The organism is Streptomyces sp. NPDC033845 (assembly GCF_055576225.1).
In genome coordinates, this window is sequence record NZ_JBVIRI010000047.1 from 1 (window position 1) to 15885 (window position 15885).

The following is a 15885-nucleotide window of genomic DNA, read 5'->3' on the forward strand; positions in this document are numbered from 1 at the left end:
CCCCCAGTACCGGCCCGACACCCTCGACGGGTTCATAGCCGGCACCGGCCTGACCCTCCACGACCCAGCGTCACCCTGACGAGCTGAAGTCAGTAACTGCACCCACTGGGGGCCGTGCGGGGGCTGGCTACGTCACGGCGTTCACTGGACCACCCGTTGAACGCGACGACGAGACTTTGCGTCCCGGGTTCGTCTGGCTGGCGCTGTCTTGGCCCGAGTTCTGGCGAGCAGATCAGTCAAAGCCTCCGGACCGCCAGCGCTGGATACCGCGGAAAGGCTTCGCTCCACCGCGTCGACGTCCTTTCGGGACGGTTCTATGCCCATGTGGTCAAGTGCGAAGGTCAACAGCTTGCGGTGTCGGACACCGTCCTCCATCGCGCGGGCACGAAATAGCCCGGCTCGGATGCCCTCCACATCCATGGCCTCGTACTCTGCGGCGAGAGCGTGGAAGGCGTTGCGCGGCCAACCCACGATGGTCTGGAAGTCGTGCTCGCACAAGCTGTCGTCGAAACAGGCCAGCAGGAGAGCCGACCGGGCGGTGGGCCAAGCACTCTCCGGCATCAGAACGCGGCTCACCCGTCCGCGCCGCACCCGGACTCCATCAGCAGCCGGCCGTGGATGTTCTGATGCCGGAGACTGTCAATCCCCTCGGATTGTGGAGAGTTTCTAAGCGGCCAGTTCCAAGGCCGAGTTGGTCCGGTGGTCGTGCTCGTAGTCGATCGGACTTTGATACCCACACAGGCTGTGTAGTCGGTGCGTGTTGTAGAAGCCGGTGATCCAGGTGGCGACCTTCAGCCGGGCCTCGGTGCGGTTGGTGAAGGTGTGCCGGTGGACGTACTCGACCTTGAGCACGCTGTTGAACGCCTCGCTGACGGCGTTGTCGAAGCATGACCCGACGCGGCCCATGGACTGGGTCACGCCCAGGCGGCGACAGGCCCGGCGAAAGCGCCCGGACCCGTATTCGCTGCCCCTGTCGCTGTGGAAGATCACGCCTTTCACGTCACCGCCGCGGGTGGCAGCGGCCATGTTCATGGACGCCACGACCAGCTCGGCGTCGTGACGGGCGCCCATTGCGTAGCCGAGCAGCCGGCGTGAGAACAGGTCGATGACGGTGGCGAGGTAGAGCTTGCCCTCGCCGGTGGTGATCTCGGTCATGTCGCCGCACCACACCTTGGTCCGGAGCGTCCGCGGTGAAGTCACCGCGCACGAAGTCAGGGGCCGCCGGCCGTTTACCGGCCCGGGTCAGCCCCGCCGATGGCGGACCTTCCGTCCGGCCAAGGCGAGCTCGGCCATCAGGCGGGCCACGGTGTTCACCGAGACCCGCCAGCCCACACGGATGAGCAGAACCCAGACCTTCGGGGAACCGTAGGTGCCACCGGAGGCCTCGAAGATCCCCATGATCGCATCGGCCAGCCGCCCCCGCCGGACCTCACGCGCGGTGGCGGGCTTGTCGCCCCACTTGTAGAACCGGGACTCCGACACCCCCAGAACCTGGCAGGCCAGACGGTGCGGGACGCGATGCTCGGTCCTCTGGTTACCGATGAACACGGCCAAGGCGGCCGGGTCCGTCCCGGTCACTTCACCCAGAGGACCATGCATCGCTTGAGGACATCATGCTCCATCTCAAGTTCACGTATCCGCTTGTTCTTCTCCGACATCTCCCGCCGCAGCCGTTCCAGCTCGACGCGCTCGGCTTCGCGCAGCCGGCCGCCCGGCGGCGCGGGCTCGGCCGGCCGGTCGGACGACGCCGACCCGTTGCACCGCCACCGCGACACCCAGCTGTGCAGCGTGCCGGAGTGCACACCGAGCTCCTCGGCGACCTTCGGGATCGGCCTGCCCGTCTCGATCACTATGCGTACAGCACCCTCACGAAACTCAGGCGTGTACGTCCGTTGCTTGGACCCCATGAATCCCAACTTCCCCTGCAATCACGGACTCCACGCTACGAGGGGAGGGACAGACAGTTCCACCGCTCTGACGTCACGGATCTCGTTGAATAGGAGTCTGCACGTGTTCGGGGAAGGATCGGTCTCTGCAGAGGGGCGTCGGTGGTGGATGGCGATGAAGAGCGCCCGCTCGATGATGTCTGTCTCATCCCAGCTGAGCAGGACGCTGCCTGGTGTCAGAACACGAGTCATCTCTCCCGGATTCTCTGCCGCCACCACGCTTCGGCATGCCATGAACTGACAGACGTGGCCACGGGGTCGGGCAGGGTGCGACGAAGGAACTCCCTATCTAGTGCCGTAGCAGGCAACGTTTGCCCTGTTGTGATGTGAACGCGCCGTCCCGGTGCTGTGCCGGGCGGCGCGTGGCCGTCACCCTGTCCGGGTGGCAGAACGAGTACGTGTACGCGAGATCGACGATGACGAAGGCAGACGGCTGCTTCGGATCATCCGCCGGGGAACCGGGTCGGTAGTGACCTGGCGGCGGGCCCAGATGGTCCTGCTGTCCGCCCAGGGCATGCCGGTGGCGAAGATCGCCGAGGTGACGGTCACCAGCGTGGACCGGGTCCGGGATGTGATCCACAACTTCAACGCCGACGGCTTCGACTCCCTGTATCCGAAGTACAAGGGCGGCCGGCCCAGGACATTCACCCTGCCCGAGCGGCGCGAGATCAAGAAGATCGCGAAGTCCAAGCCGACCGAACATGACCTGCCGTTTTCGACTTGGAGCCTGACCAAGCTGGCGGACTTCCTGGTCGCCGAGGGGGTGGTCGACGACATTAGCCACGAGGGCCTGCGCATCCTGCTCCGCGAGGAAGGCGTCTCCTTTCAACGCCTGAAGACCTGGAAGACCTCCCGAGACCCCGACTACGCGGCCAAGAAGGCCCGCGTCGAACACCTCTACGCGATCGCCGACGGCGAGGTCATACTCGAGGAGGGCGAGCCCGAAGTCGTCTTCTGCATGGACGAGTTCGGGCCGCTCAACCTGATGCCCCACCCGGGTCGGCAGTGGGCCGAACGAGGCGGCAAACACAAGGACCCCGACCGCGAACCACGACGCAGGCGGCGGGCGACCTACAACCGCTACGGCGGAGTACGGCACCTGTTCGCCGCACTCGACCTGGCCAAAGACAAGCTCTACGGCCTTATCAAGCCGGTCAAGAAGCGCACCCAGTTCCTGGAGTTCTGCCGCTACCTGCGAACCCTCTACCCGCCCGAGGTCCGTATCGCGATCGTCTGTGACAACTTCTCCCCGCACCTGACCACGAAGAGGTGCCGGCGGGTCGGCACCTGGGCCGCGGCGAACAACGTCGAGATCGCCTACACCCCGACCAACAGCTCCTGGCTCAACCGCATCGAAGCCCAGTTCACCGCCCTGCGCTACTTCACCCTCGACGGCACCGACCGCGCCAGCCACAAGGAACAGGGCAGCATGATCCGCCGCTACATCATCTGGCGAAACCGCCACGCCGACGACCGGCGCCTATGCTCCGTCGTCGACAGGGCCAACGTCGCCTGACACCGCATGAAGGCAGAGAAGATGACCACACAGACTGACCGTGTCGACCACGAACTGATCCAGGCAGCGGCACACGTCGCAGCCACACGCTGCCGGGGCGACAACCACACCATGGCGGCTGCGGCCCGCGCCCGAGACGGCCGGATCATCACCGCGGTGAACGCATATCACTTCACCGGAGGCCCCTGCGCGGAGCTGGTCCTGATCGGCAGCGCTGCCGCCCAGGGCGCCTATGACCTGGACACCATCGTCGCCGTGGGTGACCGCGACCGAGGCGTCGTGCCCCCATGCGGCCGCTGCCGCCAGGCCCTTCTTGACTACTTCCCAGCCCTCAAGGTCATCGTCGTGACAAACGACAGCCTCCGAACGGTACCCGTCACCGACCTACTTCCCGAAAGCTACGTCTGGGCGGACCACCAGCTCGACGCTGAGGAGAGCGCACCACTCAGCACGAGCTGACGCCCCAGGCGGCTACAGGGCGAACGTTGCCTGCTACGGCACTAGCGGGATGACGATCTTGAGGAGTCCTGCCCGGGCGGCAGGCGCCAGTCGCCGGAGCGCGTCTGCGAGGACGTCACGAGCATCTGTTGGATCGCAGCAGGGGCAGTCGTCCCAGGGCAGATAGAGATACCGGCCGGGCTGGCGGAGGAACCGCTCGTATTGGTGCAGGGCCTCGGCGACAGCGCCCTGCCAGAGATACCGAGCTTCGATCTGATCGATGGCTGCCCGGGTTCGGCGAGGAACGCCCGGAACCTGGCGGACAGGGGCAGCATCAATGCGGGCTGGCCATCGCTGAGCACGGATGGCGCCGGGCGGCTTACGCGCCATCGGCCTTTCGGGTCTGCGTCATGGTGCACGTCATGCCAGGCCCCAGAAATCTCGTCAGCGGCGAGGCAGGAATACCGCATGGGTCGTCCTACACCAGCCGCTGATGCAGAGAAGGTGGCACCGGCAGCACGGTCCGGTCCGGGACGGTGCCCAGGTGGCGACCTCGGGACGGGAGGTGGCGGGCGCGGGGGCCGGGGCGGTGGGGGAGGTCATGGCGCTACTCCTCGGTCGATCTCCCCTCCAATGGAGTGCATGTTCGAATTGATCGGGGAGCCTGACACGGCGCCCCGGCCCCGCCGGTCGTGGCGGCCGGCCGTCAGCCGGGCTACCGGCCGTAGGTGCCGTGGCACAGCCTGCTGACCGCCGGCCCGGTGACCCCGTGGGAGTCCCGGCACAGCTGCGCCATGTCGACCGGGCGGGGCCGCGGTACAGCCGGCCGGGAAGGCGCCCGCCGCACCGGGCCCGGGCGCGAGGCCTTCGACTTGGCCTTCTGCCTGGCCTTCGGACGGTGCTTGGCCGCTGGGGCGTGTCGGGCGGGGGCGGTGGCCCGGTCGCTCGCTGCCGATTCGGTGTTCTGCGACGCGGCCTGCCGGCAGGCGGCGTACCGCCGCAACGCAGGCCGGCCTGTGGCCCCACTAGGCCGACCTCGCCGGGGGCCCCGGGCGAGCCCGAGGGCGGGCCGGGGGGGTGCGCGGGCGGGACGGCGGGAGCCCGCCCGGCCGCCGGGGCCCGACCCGGGGCCGGTCCTGGGTCCGCAGTGGCCGGGACGCCGCCAGTGCCTCTCCTTCACGCCCCCCCACACCTGAGGGCGGCCATCCGTTGGCATGTCTGTGTGAAGTCGCTGGTACGCCGGAACCGGCCGCGTCCGTCCGGCAGGTGGTTCTATGGCGGCTCGGTGAATCCGTCGAGTCCGTACGGATGGGTTGTGTAGTGGTCGGTTTGGCTGCTGGTGGCGAGGCGGAACCGGAACCGTTCGCCCCGTACCGGGCGGAGCACGGCTGACGTGCCGCCTGAGGGTGGGGCGTCGAGGTCGAGGGCGACTTCCGGGTGGTATGCGCTGACCGTGCCGAGCCGGAGCTGTCGTCCGGCGAAGGGGACTTCGTAGTCGTCCCGGCGGATGAAGATCGCTCCGGGCTCGCCGGCGCGGATCGCACGGTCCCTCGGGTCGTCCTCGTCGTGGAGCGACATCGGCAGCGGTATCGGGTAGGGGGCGGCGACGACGTGCCCGTCCAGCAGGAGGCGGGCGTACCGCAGCACGATCCGGTCGGCGGGGGAGATGCCGGTGGGCAGGGGGAAGGTCTGGCGGCAGCCCCGCTGCACGGCGTCGAGGTCTTCGAGGTAGAGCCGTAGGAAGGCCGCGGAGGCCAGGTCGGTGTCCGCGGCCGGCGGGACGGCGGCCTCACCGACGAAGACTCCGTCGACTGCGATGCGCAGACGGCTTCCCCTGAGGAGGAGCTCGTTCATGGTTGCGACGATCAGGGCGTCGGGGACGGGGCAGCCGACAAGGTCGAAGGAGAAACCCAGGCGGGCAGGCTGCTGGGGGTCCTGCGGGCTGAGGATCTCCATCGTGCTGCCGTGGAGCCCTACCGTCAGCGCCATGCCCACGGTCCCGGCCGACCAGTTGCGCACGGTTCCGGACACCGACAACTGGTGGCGGCCGGCTGTGTCGAAGACCTCCACCTCCGCGGGCCTTCCGGCCTGGCCGGGCGGTCCGGCCGGCTCCCAGGACACCTGCACGCGCTCGTTCGTCTGGCGCAGCCACTGCGGCCCGTCGACCGTCAGTTTCCGCACCGCCTCGGCAGGCAGCACGATCTTCTCGGGCACCCCGAATCCGGCCCACCGCTGAAGACGCGCTTCCAGGTCGGGGCTCAAGGACGCCCGGTCAGCCTCCACCGTGACCATGATCGGGCTTGCTTCCTGCGCACGGGGGTGCTTGGCGCGCAGGGTCTGGACGACGGTGTTCCCTCGCCGCTCGAAGTCGACTCCCCAGTGCAGGTCGACCGCGTCGGCGACCGTTCCGAGCGCGTGGACCCGCTCGTGGAGGTCTGCCGGACCGCCCAGGAGGCTGTCGCGCTCGCGGTTGAAGATGACGGCGTTCTCCTTGAACGCGTCACGGTTGATCGACGCCTCCAGGTCCGCGTGCGCGGCGAACAGGCTGTCCAGGGCCGGACGGGCGAGCACGCGGATCCGTGGATGCTGCGCGTCGCCTCCCAGGCCTTCGACGAACGTCCACTCCGGTGGAGTCAGACGGCAGGGCACCACCAGCACCCACTCATACGGACCGTGCTGCTGGGCCCGCTTGAAGGAATTCTTGATGCCCGGGCGGCGTCCCCTGCCGACGAGGCTGTCGGGGAAGTACTTCAGCTGGAAGATCCGGATTCGGCTGCCATGATCGACGAGGATGTCGATGCCGCCGTCACCACCGCGGCCGTCCATCACCTTGACCGACGCGGCCTCGGAGTAGAGCCGGTGCACCAGCGCCTCTACCGCCCGCTCGAACGCTGGTTGTCCGATCCCCGCCCAATCGATGGCCATGAAGTCTCCCTGTCCCGATACCTCCCTCCAGCTTCCCACCGGGGGCCAGCGCGTCGCCCCGACCGGACCTCCAGCGCGAGTACCTGGCCCTCCTGGCCGTGCTGATCACCGGCCGGACCGACCACAGAGTCGTCGAGATCCCCCAGCCCGACGGCCGACCCGGCGGGGCGGTCGTCGAAGACCACCTCACCCACGACCCCGACCTCCTGAACACCCATACCGCCCGGCTCGCCGCCCGCGCCCACGCGAACACCCGCACCGGCCGGGAACTGGAGCAGCTCTGGCAAGCCGGCTGACCGGACCCGCAGCCCCGGCTGAGCGCCGGAACCCGCGCCCGGCCTGTCGGCAGCCGCGTCCGCCCTGCCCCACCCGGCGCTCCCGGGGCGGAGGGCGACACGGCAGTATGGGCGGAACCCGTTTGACGAGGAGGCCCCGTGCGCTGCCGTCCGCTGCTTTCCGTCCTGCTTCCGGTCGTCGTGCTGGCCGCCGGAGGCATCGTCCTGCTCAGGGGCGACAGCAACGTCGAAGGGGACGGGACCCTGGACATGGCGCGGATGATGAAGATCCTGCCGCGCGGCAAGGAAGTCCCGGGGTTCCGCGTGGAGTTGGCATATCCCGATCTCACCCTGGGGCCGAATCCCGACCTCCTGTGCGGCGACATGAGCGCCGCACTGCTGTCACACGAACGCGCCCCAGAGGCCTCGACCCTGGTCATCCTGATGGACAGGGACCAGCCCCAGTACGAGGTGGAGTCCTACAGCTACGCCCCCGATGTCGCGGTGACGGTGATGGAGGAGCTGCGGGCGGCACTGCCGGGATGCGCCGCCTACAACGCCCTGTACGCGGAGATCTACTACGGATTCGGGGTGAAGGAGGTCCCGCCCGCGTATCCGGTGGGGGAGGAGGCGCTGGCCTACCGCGTTCTGGCACCGCCGTCGGAGCTGCGGTCCGCTGGCCAGATTCCCGACCTGCCGACCGATTTGAAGGACACCGGCCGGACTGTCACGTTCGTTCGGACCGGTGGTGTCATCACCCAGTACAAGAGCCTGCCGCCGCGCCGGGTCTTCGAGGACTTCACGAGCCGGTTCCAGCAAGCCTTCGACGCCGCCCGCGGCTGAGACGCGCCCTGGACAGCCCCGGCCGTCCACCCCGGCCGAGAAACAGGAGGACCGGCGAGGGGCGACCCCCTCTCCGGAGGGCATCGGCCCGGCGGGAGAGGCCCCTGCTCTCCGTGCGTACTGGGTGAGGGCTTTGTACACCCGTGCCCAAGGCTCGGCGGCCGGCACGCCCGCACCCCCCCGCACGCCCGCGGCCGTACTCGGGCGGCTCTTATCGACGATTGAGGACCCTGCCGTCCTCAGCAGCCCAGGCGCCGGCGGTCGTGCTGGACCTCACCTGCGGGACCGAGCACCGCCTCCTACAGGCCCGGCAGGTGCCTGCGGCCGGGAGGAGGCTTGCGCTACCGTCCCGTCATGACGACGCCGTTCGTGACGGACCCCGACCATCCGGCGTGCGAGATCTGCCCCGCCCACCGGCTGCCCCGCGAGGCGTTCGTGGTCTACAGCCGGCCGAGCTGGGAGTGTCCGTTCAACCCGGCCGACGGCCACCGGTACACCGCCGACGGCACCCCGGCCTGCGTCCACCCCGCCAGGGTCGGCCTCGACCCGGACCGGATCGCGCCGCCGCCCAGGCCGCTGAACCTGCCCGCCGCACCGGTCCGGCAGCGCCGGTGGTGGCAGCGGGCCCGCCGCTAGGCGGCGGCGAAGTCGATGGCGTGTTCGCGCCCGGCGCGGCCCATGCCGATCTCGGCGTACTTCGCGGTCAGGATGCCCACCCGACGGTCCACCTCGTCCTTCACCAGCCAGTACCGGGCCGGGGGCTCACCCCAGGCGAGCCGGTAGGTGAGGTGGGTGAAGTCGCCGTCCGTGTAGTCGGTGTGCTCCTGGTCGGTCTGGTGGATCAGCGCGAACCCGGTCCGGCGGGCGATCCGGGCGAAACCATCAGCACCACCTTCGGCCACGACGCGGCCGGCAACCGGACGCGCTTCACCGACGGCCGCGGCAAGGCCACCCACTACACCTTCAACACGTGGGGACTGCCCGAGTCCACCATCGAGCCGGCCACCACACAGCACTGGACAGCCGACGTCCGCACCTGGACCACCATCTACGACGCAGCCGGGCAGCCCGTCTCCGAACTCCTGCCCGGCGGCGTCCAGCGCGAGCGCACCTACGACGGCCTGGGCCGCATGACCGGGGAGACCGGCACCGGCACCGCCGTCGCCACCCGCCCCCGCACCCTCGGATACGACCTCGCCGGCCGCATGACCAAGGCCGGCGGCTCCGGCCTCCTGCACGACAACACCTACACCCACAACGACCGCGGCCAGCTCCTCACCGCCACCGGCCCCGGCGGATCATCCGAGTACAGCTACGACGCCGACGGCATGATGACCTCCCGCAAGGACGCTGCCGGCACCACCGCCTACACCTACGACACCGCCGGCCGCCTCGACACCACCACCGACCCGCTCACCGCCACCCGCATCCAGTCCGACTACGACGCGGCCGGCCGCCCCACCGAAGACCGCTACACCCGCCTCGACGCAGGCCAGTACAAGACCACAGCCAAACGCGCCTACGGCTACGACGACCTCGGCCGCCTGGCCGGCGACACCGTCACCACCACCGCCGGCAGCGCCGTCCAAGGCATCGCCTACGAATACGACACCTCCGACCGGCTCACCAAGAAGACCACCACCGGCACCGCGGGCGCCACCGCCAACACCTACACCTACGACCGTGCGGGCCGCCTGGAGAGCTGGACCCGGGGCTCCACCCTGGCCACCTACGAATGGGACGACGCAGGCAACCTCACCCGCCAGGGCGCCACCAACGCCACCTACGACTCCCGCAACCGCCTGGAGACCTGGGGCGCCGACACCTACGCCTACACCGCCCGCGGCACCGAGAAGACCGTCACCACCGGATCCACCAGCCGCCAGATCCAGTCCGACGCCTTCGAACGCACCATCACCAACGGGGCCAGCACCTTCACCTACGACTCCCTCGACCGTGTCATGACCCACAACGGCAACGCCTTCACCTACGACGGCGGCTCCAACAACACGGTCACCGACCCCACCAACCGCTACACCAGGACACCCGGCGGCACCCTGCTGGCCTCCGCCCCTACCACCGGAACCGCCACCCTGGCCGTCACCGACCGCCACACCGACCTCGTCGCCGGCCTCAGCCCCGACGGAACCACCGTCGCCGCTTCCCGCGCCTACGACCCCTTTGGCAAGACCACCGCCTCCACCGGCACCAACCCCGCCGCCGGCTACCAGTCAGGCTGGACCGACACCACCACCGGCGAGATCAACATGGCCGCCCGCTGGTACCAGCCCGGCATCGGCAGCTTCACCAGCCGCGACACCTGGCAACTCGACCCCACCCCCTCCGCGCAGGCCAACCGCTACACCTACGCCAACGCCAGCCCCCTCAACGGCATCGACCCCACCGGCCACTGGGCAGCGCTGGTCTTCGGCGGCCTGGGCATCACGGGCCAGACCCTTGGGTGGTGGACCCTTGGAATCGTCTCAGTCGGAGGCGGCGCCATGGTCCATGACAAATGGTCACGAGCGGAATCCTCCAGTTCATCCAGCTCCTACAGCTACGATGCCTCCCTCAACTACGCCTACACTCCCTACCGCACTACCGGGACCACCACCTCCAAAACGACTGCGCGAGGCAACGGAAGCGGCGTCGGACGAGTGACGCAGAGCGTCTCCGGACGAGGATCCGGCAGGTATTCGGCGTGCACACGCGGTTGCAGCCGGATTAGTGCGGGGCCTCGCGGAATCATCCCGCGCACCACGCGTCCGCCGAAGCCGAGGGTGATCCAGAACGTGAATAAGGGGCGCAACCCCGCTCCGGCACCGAGGTGGATTCCCAAGCCCTCCTGGGACCCGGGCAAGGGAAGCGGATGGGATCCCAAGGCAGTTGTCGACATGATCAATGGCGGCGGCAACCTACTTGAAATGCTACAGGGCGGCGACCACACCATGATTCCCGAACAGGCTCCGCAGAATCACCCCGCGCCCGGTGCTGCACCTGGTGCTGGGGGTGGGCAGGAGGGTCGTGGGGACTGCCGAGTCAACGGTGCTGGATGGAGGTACTGGGGGGCATCTGATAGTCGCTATGGATACCGTGCCACGGGCGTTGAGGCATGCTTGGATTCAAGTTTCCTCTCGGCGAATGAAGGGGAGCCTGCGAAGGACAGAAAGTTCGATCCCCCAGGATACGGATGGGCCCGGAATCACGTAGAGGACTTTGGGGTGAGGAAGCCCGGGTATGCGATAAATGCTTGCCATTTGTTGGGGGACAAACTCAGTGGCGATGCGCGCCCCGAAAATCTGGCTACCTGTAGCAGGCAGTCCAATGCCTGGTCCCTGGAAGGCGCCCCCAGTATCAAGCCCAACATGCTGACATACGAAGCGAAGGTGCGCAGGGCCATACAGAACGAACGTCAAGTAGTTCACTATAAGGTGACTCCGATGTATGATGGGCCTCGCACTGTGCCTTATGCATTCAAGATGCAAGGGAAAGGTTGGAGGCACGACGGCACTTCTGTACATTTGTTCGATGATGAAATTCCGAACGAATTCTATGGCCCGTCTACGCGGAGTTGGCATGAGCTGGGAAGGGTCTCGAGTGGCGGTGCGCCCGTCCCTACCCGGGGGCATGACTTCCTTCGATGAGGGTGGAGATGTAGTTCCGTGAGTGCAATTGAAGGCCTGGGTTCGATGCTTATTGGTTGCTCGAATGCCATGGAAATCAACTGGGAGCAGATCCAGTCCGCCTACGGATTGATTTTTCCGTCTGATTATGTTGAATTCATTTCTCGGTGGGGTGCAGGCGAGGTTGGTGGCTCACTCTCGATTTTCGCTCCGGCGGTCAATCCCGATCCGTACGTCAGGAGGGTCGCCCGAATTCCGGAAGAAGTTCGGTCGCTCGACGAGTTGAACGAATGGGCGGATCCACTATGTGCAGAGCTGTACGATCCAAAGGATCTGCTGGTCTGGGGGGAGACGGTCGAGGCTGATGTTCTGTGTTGGGTGACGGCTGGTGACGATCCAGATGAGTGGCCTGTTGCGGTCTATGTTCATGGTGGCGAGTGGGTCATCTACGACATCAATATGTCGGAATTTCTATACCGTCTGTTTGGTGGCGATTTTGGACAAAATCCAACGGGCGTCAGTATTTTTGGGGTCGGTAGAGTCCAGTTCCATTCCTCGCGCTGAGTAGTCGGAACCGACCAAGGGGGACGCCCCCTCCAGGAGTGGGAGTCAGCTGCTGGCATGGGGTGCGGACGCCCGCGGCAGCGGCGCCGGGGCCCCTCAGTCACCCCGGTCCGACGCCCCGCCCATCGCGGGCAGCGCCCCCACCACGATGCCCGAGGTCGTGAGCTGGCTCAGCATCAGCGGGCGTCGGATGGCGGTCGCCGTCCCGGTCATCGACCCGTTCGGAGCCGCCCGCCCACCAGGCGCTGGTCCAGAACGGATTCTCGCGGACCAGCGGTGGGCCCGCCCATAACGTCTTCCGGGGAAGTGAGTGCGACATTGCGGCCCGGCATACCAGGTCCGCCTGGAAGCAGGAGCCCCCCAGGTACGCGGCGCTGTGACGGCCAACGCGGGGGGAAGTACCGAGCTGGGCCTCGTCGTCAAGTCGAACACCATGAACGTGGCCTGGAACTCCAGCACCCTGAGCGGCCCCAGGGGCGCGGACCCAACACATGGACTGTCGTCGAACCGAGCGCAGGAGCTACCGAGGCGGCCCTGCAGGCGGTTCAGGAGCGACTGGGGCCGTCGCGGTGCGTGGATGTGGGGCCGGGGGGACAGGTCGGGGGTCGCGGCGCTGCTATGGACGGACGGACCGGCGGGCAAGGTGCTCATCAAGGGCCTGCCCGCAGACCGCATGTGTCTGGGATGTTGTTGCATCTCTTGCTCCCCCGTTGATCTGATCGGCGGCGGGTTGCCCCACGGGCACCTGCTGGCCGGACCGGGCAAACACCGGAATCACATGGGCATCCACGAGGTTTCCGTCGCGACAGCGCCGCACACGCCTAGGTGATGATCACTGGACATGCAGTAGACAATGAGTAACAGCCGCGTGCGCTTCGGAGATGACGACTCGTGACCGCTGCCGAACGCTCAGAGCCATGGCGTGGGCGCCCGGACCGCGCCATGCAGCCCCGGCTGGCCACAGCACGCGGTTCATCCTCCGGGCCGGAACACGAGGACGACCCCTGCTACCGGTTCAGGGGGTGCTGGCGGGCGGCCCGCAGCACTTTCCCGGTGGTGGTGAGCTGAGCGGCGGCCGCGGCGCGTTCGGCGAGGGCCTCGGGCTGGGCGGCCTGCCGATGGACCCCGTCCGGCCCCCACCGGCCCCCCACTCCTGCAGTACCGCCAGGTGAGGGAGGCTCGTCCAGTAGACCCCGCGCCGCTGCGGCACCGCCGCGACGTCCGGGAGGGTCAGGCGCTACCGGCCCGTCAACTCGGTCCCGCCGTTTGGTCCGGTCCCGTCGAGGAGCTGTCCACCCTGCTGGACCCCGTCGGGGACTGGGTCCGGGTCCGGCAGCAGCCCCCGTAGTTCGAGCGCCGTCCGCAGAGCGGGGGCGAGCGCCCACCGGCGGCTCACCCGGTGCGTGCCGTCTTCCCGAAGCTGCTCCCGCTCCCCGCGGATCCGGGCCCGCTCCTCCCGCAGTTCCGGGCCCCGGAGGTCGAGCACCCGGGCTTCCCGTTCGGCGGCGGCCTTCCAACGCAGCTCGGCGGACTGCTGCTCGGCGACCAGCTGGTCGATCCGGGTGAGCTGGTCGGGCCGGATGGCGGTGACCGTGGTGTGTCCCATACCGTCATCCTTTCGGTTCCGGCCTCGGGGATGAGCCCCTGCTGCTGAATCCGACCCCGATAGCCTGGACGCGACCAGTGCATCCCTGATGGGATTTGCCCATATGCCCAGTTCAGAGGCTCTGCTCCGGCTCACGGTGGCCGCGTTGATGTACGCCACGGGGGAGGGCCAGGCCGACCGCGCCCGGGGGCTGGGCCTGAGTCAGGGCCAGGTCTCCCGCAAGCAGTCCGGCGCGCCCGGCGGCTCCTCGTGGACGCTGGCCGACGTCGACCGCCTCGCCGTTCACTACGGGATCCCGGTCCCGGACCTGTTCTGCGGGGTCGGCCATGCGGTGAAGCGCCTGCCGGCCCACCGCCGCGCGGCCACCGTCGGCAGCCTCCAGACCGTCATCACCTCGTAGGAGAACCCTGTGGACGAGAACCCGGTGTCGTACTGGTCGTGGACCCTCACCTTTGAAGACGGCGCACGGTACGCGAGCCTCACCGAGGTCCGCGGCCCTGCCCACGACGCCCGCCCCGAGGAGCTGCTGCCGGGGGTGTTGGAGAAGGTGGTGGGGCAGTGGCCGCGCCTTCGGGGGCAGGTGTTCTGGGACTGGTCGGCGGTGGAGCTGAGCGAGGCGGAGTACCGGCTGCGGCAGGCGGAGGCGCTGGAGAGGATGACCGGCCTCCGGCCGGCCCGACCGCCGGTGCCGGGGACCGTGGTGGTGGCCCTGCTGCTGGGAGCGGTCCTGCTGGTCCTAGCCGGGACGCTCCCAGCCGGCCCGGTGCTGGCCTGGCTGCTGCCACAGGCGGGCGTCCTCGCCGTCCTCGTGGGCGCTGCCCGGCTGGCCCTGTGGAGCGCGTTCCGGGAGATCGAGGCCATGCCGGGGCCGGCCGACCGCGGTGACGCGGTGCCCGGCTGACGGAAGGGGGCGCGGCATTCGGGAACTTGCCCGCAAGAGTCGGTCCCGGTCGGCCTCTACAGGTGCTTGGCGTGCCTCCGGGTGGATGTGGTCGGTGCTCTTCGGACCCCTTTTGCCCGTAGGGGTGGGCGTGAGGTCCCCGGGTATGGGAGCGGCCCCGTCGTCTCAGCACGCGCCTACCGAGCGGCGGCCCCCAAGCGTCCGTGAGTCCTCAACCCCACCGGGGAGACCGGGGCGGTGGTCCCGGCTGCCGGCTGCCCGCTGCACCCGGCCTGTCGGTCAGGGCTTGGGTAGGGGCAGGGTGGGAATGTGCGGGTGTTGTAGGTGCTGGCCGCCGTCACCTGCGTGCAGGGTGAACGTCTGCGGGTCGGGTCGGCCTGCCTGGTCGTAGGCGGTGAGTAGGTTCTCGACGCGCTCCCACAGCCGTACTGGTCCGCCCTCGCGTACCTCCCAGCCTCCTTCGTCTTGCGGGGTGAGGAGGCTCGCGGAACCGGTGACGGTGTCGGCTAGGAGCAGCCTCTTCCCGAGCCAGGTCATTTGGGCGTCGGGTACGGCGGTCTGAGCGAGGAAGCGCAGGTGGAATGCTTCCTCGGTCGCCGCGGTGATCCGCTGCGGCGAGTGCGCGGCGGGGCGGCTGTCGTTGTCTGCACGGGCGGCCCAGTGGTCGGGGTTGCCGAATGCGGGGGCGGCGTGGGTGCGGGCGGACATGAAGGAGACGGTTCCCGGCAGCAGTCGGCCTTGTGCCGTGCCGTCTGGGTGGACGGTCAGCAGGACGCGGGCGTATCCGTAGAGCCAGCCGGACAGGGTGAGCAGGATCTTTCCGCCCGGCCGGGTCTGGGCGAGGAGGGCTGGGGGGACGGTGCGGAAGGAGCAGGCGGCCACGATCCGGTCGAAGGGCGCTTGGGGCCAGTACCCGTACAGTCCGTCCGCGACGGCGAGGGTGGGTTGGTAGCCGCACGCGTGGAGTGCGCTTGCGGCTTGTGCGAGCCGGTGGGGGTCGACCTCGATAGAGGTGACCGTCTGGGAGCCCAGGCGTTCGCAGGCGAGCGCGGTCGAGTAGCCGGTGCCGGTCCCGATCTCCAGGACTCGCTGTCCTTCTCGGAGGTCGGCGTCGGCCCACATCCGTGCGACGAGGGACGGCAGGGTGGAGGAGGAGGTGGGTGCCCCGCCGTGCCGGGGGGAGGGCCGGGTCCAGTCGGGTTCGTCGCCGTCGAACTGGGTGATGAGCGTGGTGTCGGTGTAGGCGGC

18 protein-coding genes and 1 pseudogene are annotated in these 15885 nt (G+C 68.6%); 10 read left to right on the top strand and 9 right to left on the bottom strand.

The features are described 5' to 3' along the window. Positions 1–79, top strand: a pseudogene (locus tag ACZ50K_RS36785) (transposase); the annotation flags it as partial. Between the two features lie 62 nt (positions 80–141). Here the strand turns inward: ACZ50K_RS36785 and ACZ50K_RS36790 are convergent. From ACZ50K_RS36790 to ACZ50K_RS36805, 4 genes are all read right to left on the bottom strand, one after another. Then, positions 142–576, bottom strand: a complete 435-nt coding sequence (locus tag ACZ50K_RS36790; RefSeq protein WP_468911648.1) for a hypothetical protein — start codon at positions 574–576, stop codon at positions 142–144. A gap of 90 nt (positions 577–666) precedes the next feature. After that, positions 667–1200, bottom strand: a complete 534-nt coding sequence (locus ACZ50K_RS36795) for an IS3 family transposase (protein WP_468911651.1) — start codon at positions 1198–1200, stop codon at positions 667–669. 42 nt (positions 1201–1242) lie between these two features. Next, complete coding sequence (locus ACZ50K_RS36800; protein WP_468911692.1) at positions 1243–1548, bottom strand: IS3 family transposase; 306 nt, start codon at positions 1546–1548, stop codon at positions 1243–1245. Positions 1549–1574: 26 nt separating this feature from the next. Then, positions 1575–1907: a transposase gene (locus ACZ50K_RS36805; RefSeq protein ID WP_468911653.1), complete on the bottom strand. Its 333-nt coding sequence runs from the start codon at positions 1905–1907 to the stop codon at positions 1575–1577. Between the two features lie 421 nt (positions 1908–2328). Here ACZ50K_RS36805 and ACZ50K_RS36810 point away from each other — a divergent pair, with 421 nt between their 5' ends. Both ACZ50K_RS36810 and ACZ50K_RS36815 read left to right on the top strand, forming a co-directional pair. Beyond that, positions 2329–3462, top strand: coding sequence for an IS630 family transposase (locus ACZ50K_RS36810; protein ID WP_468911656.1), 1134 nt, complete (start codon positions 2329–2331; stop codon positions 3460–3462). 21 nt (positions 3463–3483) lie between these two features. Then, a complete protein-coding gene (locus tag ACZ50K_RS36815; protein ID WP_468911694.1) occupies positions 3484–3921 on the top strand; it encodes a cytidine/deoxycytidylate deaminase family protein in 438 nt (145 codons plus the stop codon). A gap of 1251 nt (positions 3922–5172) precedes the next feature. Here the strand turns inward: ACZ50K_RS36815 and ACZ50K_RS36820 are convergent. Further along, positions 5173–6825: a hypothetical protein gene (locus tag ACZ50K_RS36820; RefSeq protein WP_468911658.1), complete on the bottom strand. Its 1653-nt coding sequence runs from the start codon at positions 6823–6825 to the stop codon at positions 5173–5175. Positions 6826–6923: 98 nt separating this feature from the next. Here ACZ50K_RS36820 and ACZ50K_RS36825 point away from each other — a divergent pair, with 98 nt between their 5' ends. From ACZ50K_RS36825 to ACZ50K_RS36835, 3 genes are all read left to right on the top strand, one after another. After that, positions 6924–7121 carry a hypothetical protein gene (locus ACZ50K_RS36825; protein WP_468911661.1) on the top strand — a complete coding sequence of 66 codons (198 nt, stop codon included), beginning with the start codon at positions 6924–6926 and terminating at the stop codon, positions 7119–7121. Positions 7122–7259: 138 nt separating this feature from the next. After that, positions 7260–7943 (top strand): hypothetical protein, encoded by a 684-nt coding sequence (locus ACZ50K_RS36830; RefSeq protein ID WP_468911663.1) that lies wholly within the window; start codon positions 7260–7262, stop codon positions 7941–7943. A 354-nt stretch (positions 7944–8297) separates the two neighbouring features. Next, the gene (locus tag ACZ50K_RS36835; protein ID WP_468911666.1) at positions 8298–8579 is read left to right on the top strand and encodes a hypothetical protein; all 282 of its coding nucleotides are present in this window, start codon (positions 8298–8300) and stop codon (positions 8577–8579) included. On the opposite strand, the gene ACZ50K_RS36840 is transcribed toward ACZ50K_RS36835, so the two are convergent. After that, positions 8576–8845: a hypothetical protein gene (locus ACZ50K_RS36840; RefSeq protein ID WP_468911669.1), complete on the bottom strand. Its 270-nt coding sequence runs from the start codon at positions 8843–8845 to the stop codon at positions 8576–8578. The two genes, ACZ50K_RS36835 and ACZ50K_RS36840, sit on opposite strands and share 4 nt — an antisense overlap. Here ACZ50K_RS36840 and ACZ50K_RS36845 point away from each other — a divergent pair. After that, positions 8780–11587, top strand: a complete 2808-nt coding sequence (locus ACZ50K_RS36845; RefSeq protein ID WP_468911671.1) for an RHS repeat-associated core domain-containing protein — start codon at positions 8780–8782, stop codon at positions 11585–11587. The two genes, ACZ50K_RS36840 and ACZ50K_RS36845, sit on opposite strands and share 66 nt — an antisense overlap. A gap of 18 nt (positions 11588–11605) precedes the next feature. Continuing rightward, the gene (locus tag ACZ50K_RS36850; RefSeq protein ID WP_468911674.1) at positions 11606–12130 is read left to right on the top strand and encodes an SMI1/KNR4 family protein; all 525 of its coding nucleotides are present in this window, start codon (positions 11606–11608) and stop codon (positions 12128–12130) included. A 1007-nt stretch (positions 12131–13137) separates the two neighbouring features. Here the strand turns inward: ACZ50K_RS36850 and ACZ50K_RS36855 are convergent. Both ACZ50K_RS36855 and ACZ50K_RS36860 read right to left on the bottom strand, forming a co-directional pair. After that, positions 13138–13281 carry a hypothetical protein gene (locus ACZ50K_RS36855; RefSeq protein WP_468911677.1) on the bottom strand — a complete coding sequence of 48 codons (144 nt, stop codon included), beginning with the start codon at positions 13279–13281 and terminating at the stop codon, positions 13138–13140. Positions 13282–13367: 86 nt separating this feature from the next. Further along, positions 13368–13736 carry a hypothetical protein gene (locus ACZ50K_RS36860; RefSeq protein ID WP_468911680.1) on the bottom strand — a complete coding sequence of 123 codons (369 nt, stop codon included), beginning with the start codon at positions 13734–13736 and terminating at the stop codon, positions 13368–13370. A gap of 103 nt (positions 13737–13839) precedes the next feature. Between ACZ50K_RS36860 and ACZ50K_RS36865 the strand changes: the two genes are divergently transcribed. Both ACZ50K_RS36865 and ACZ50K_RS36870 read left to right on the top strand, forming a co-directional pair. Beyond that, the gene (locus ACZ50K_RS36865; protein WP_468911683.1) at positions 13840–14136 is read left to right on the top strand and encodes a helix-turn-helix domain-containing protein; all 297 of its coding nucleotides are present in this window, start codon (positions 13840–13842) and stop codon (positions 14134–14136) included. A gap of 9 nt (positions 14137–14145) precedes the next feature. Further along, a complete protein-coding gene (locus ACZ50K_RS36870; RefSeq protein ID WP_468911686.1) occupies positions 14146–14637 on the top strand; it encodes a hypothetical protein in 492 nt (163 codons plus the stop codon). Positions 14638–14916: 279 nt separating this feature from the next. On the opposite strand, the gene ACZ50K_RS36875 is transcribed toward ACZ50K_RS36870, so the two are convergent. Then, positions 14917–15885: methyltransferase domain-containing protein (locus ACZ50K_RS36875; protein WP_468911689.1), on the bottom strand; the 969-nt coding region annotated here is incomplete at its 5' end.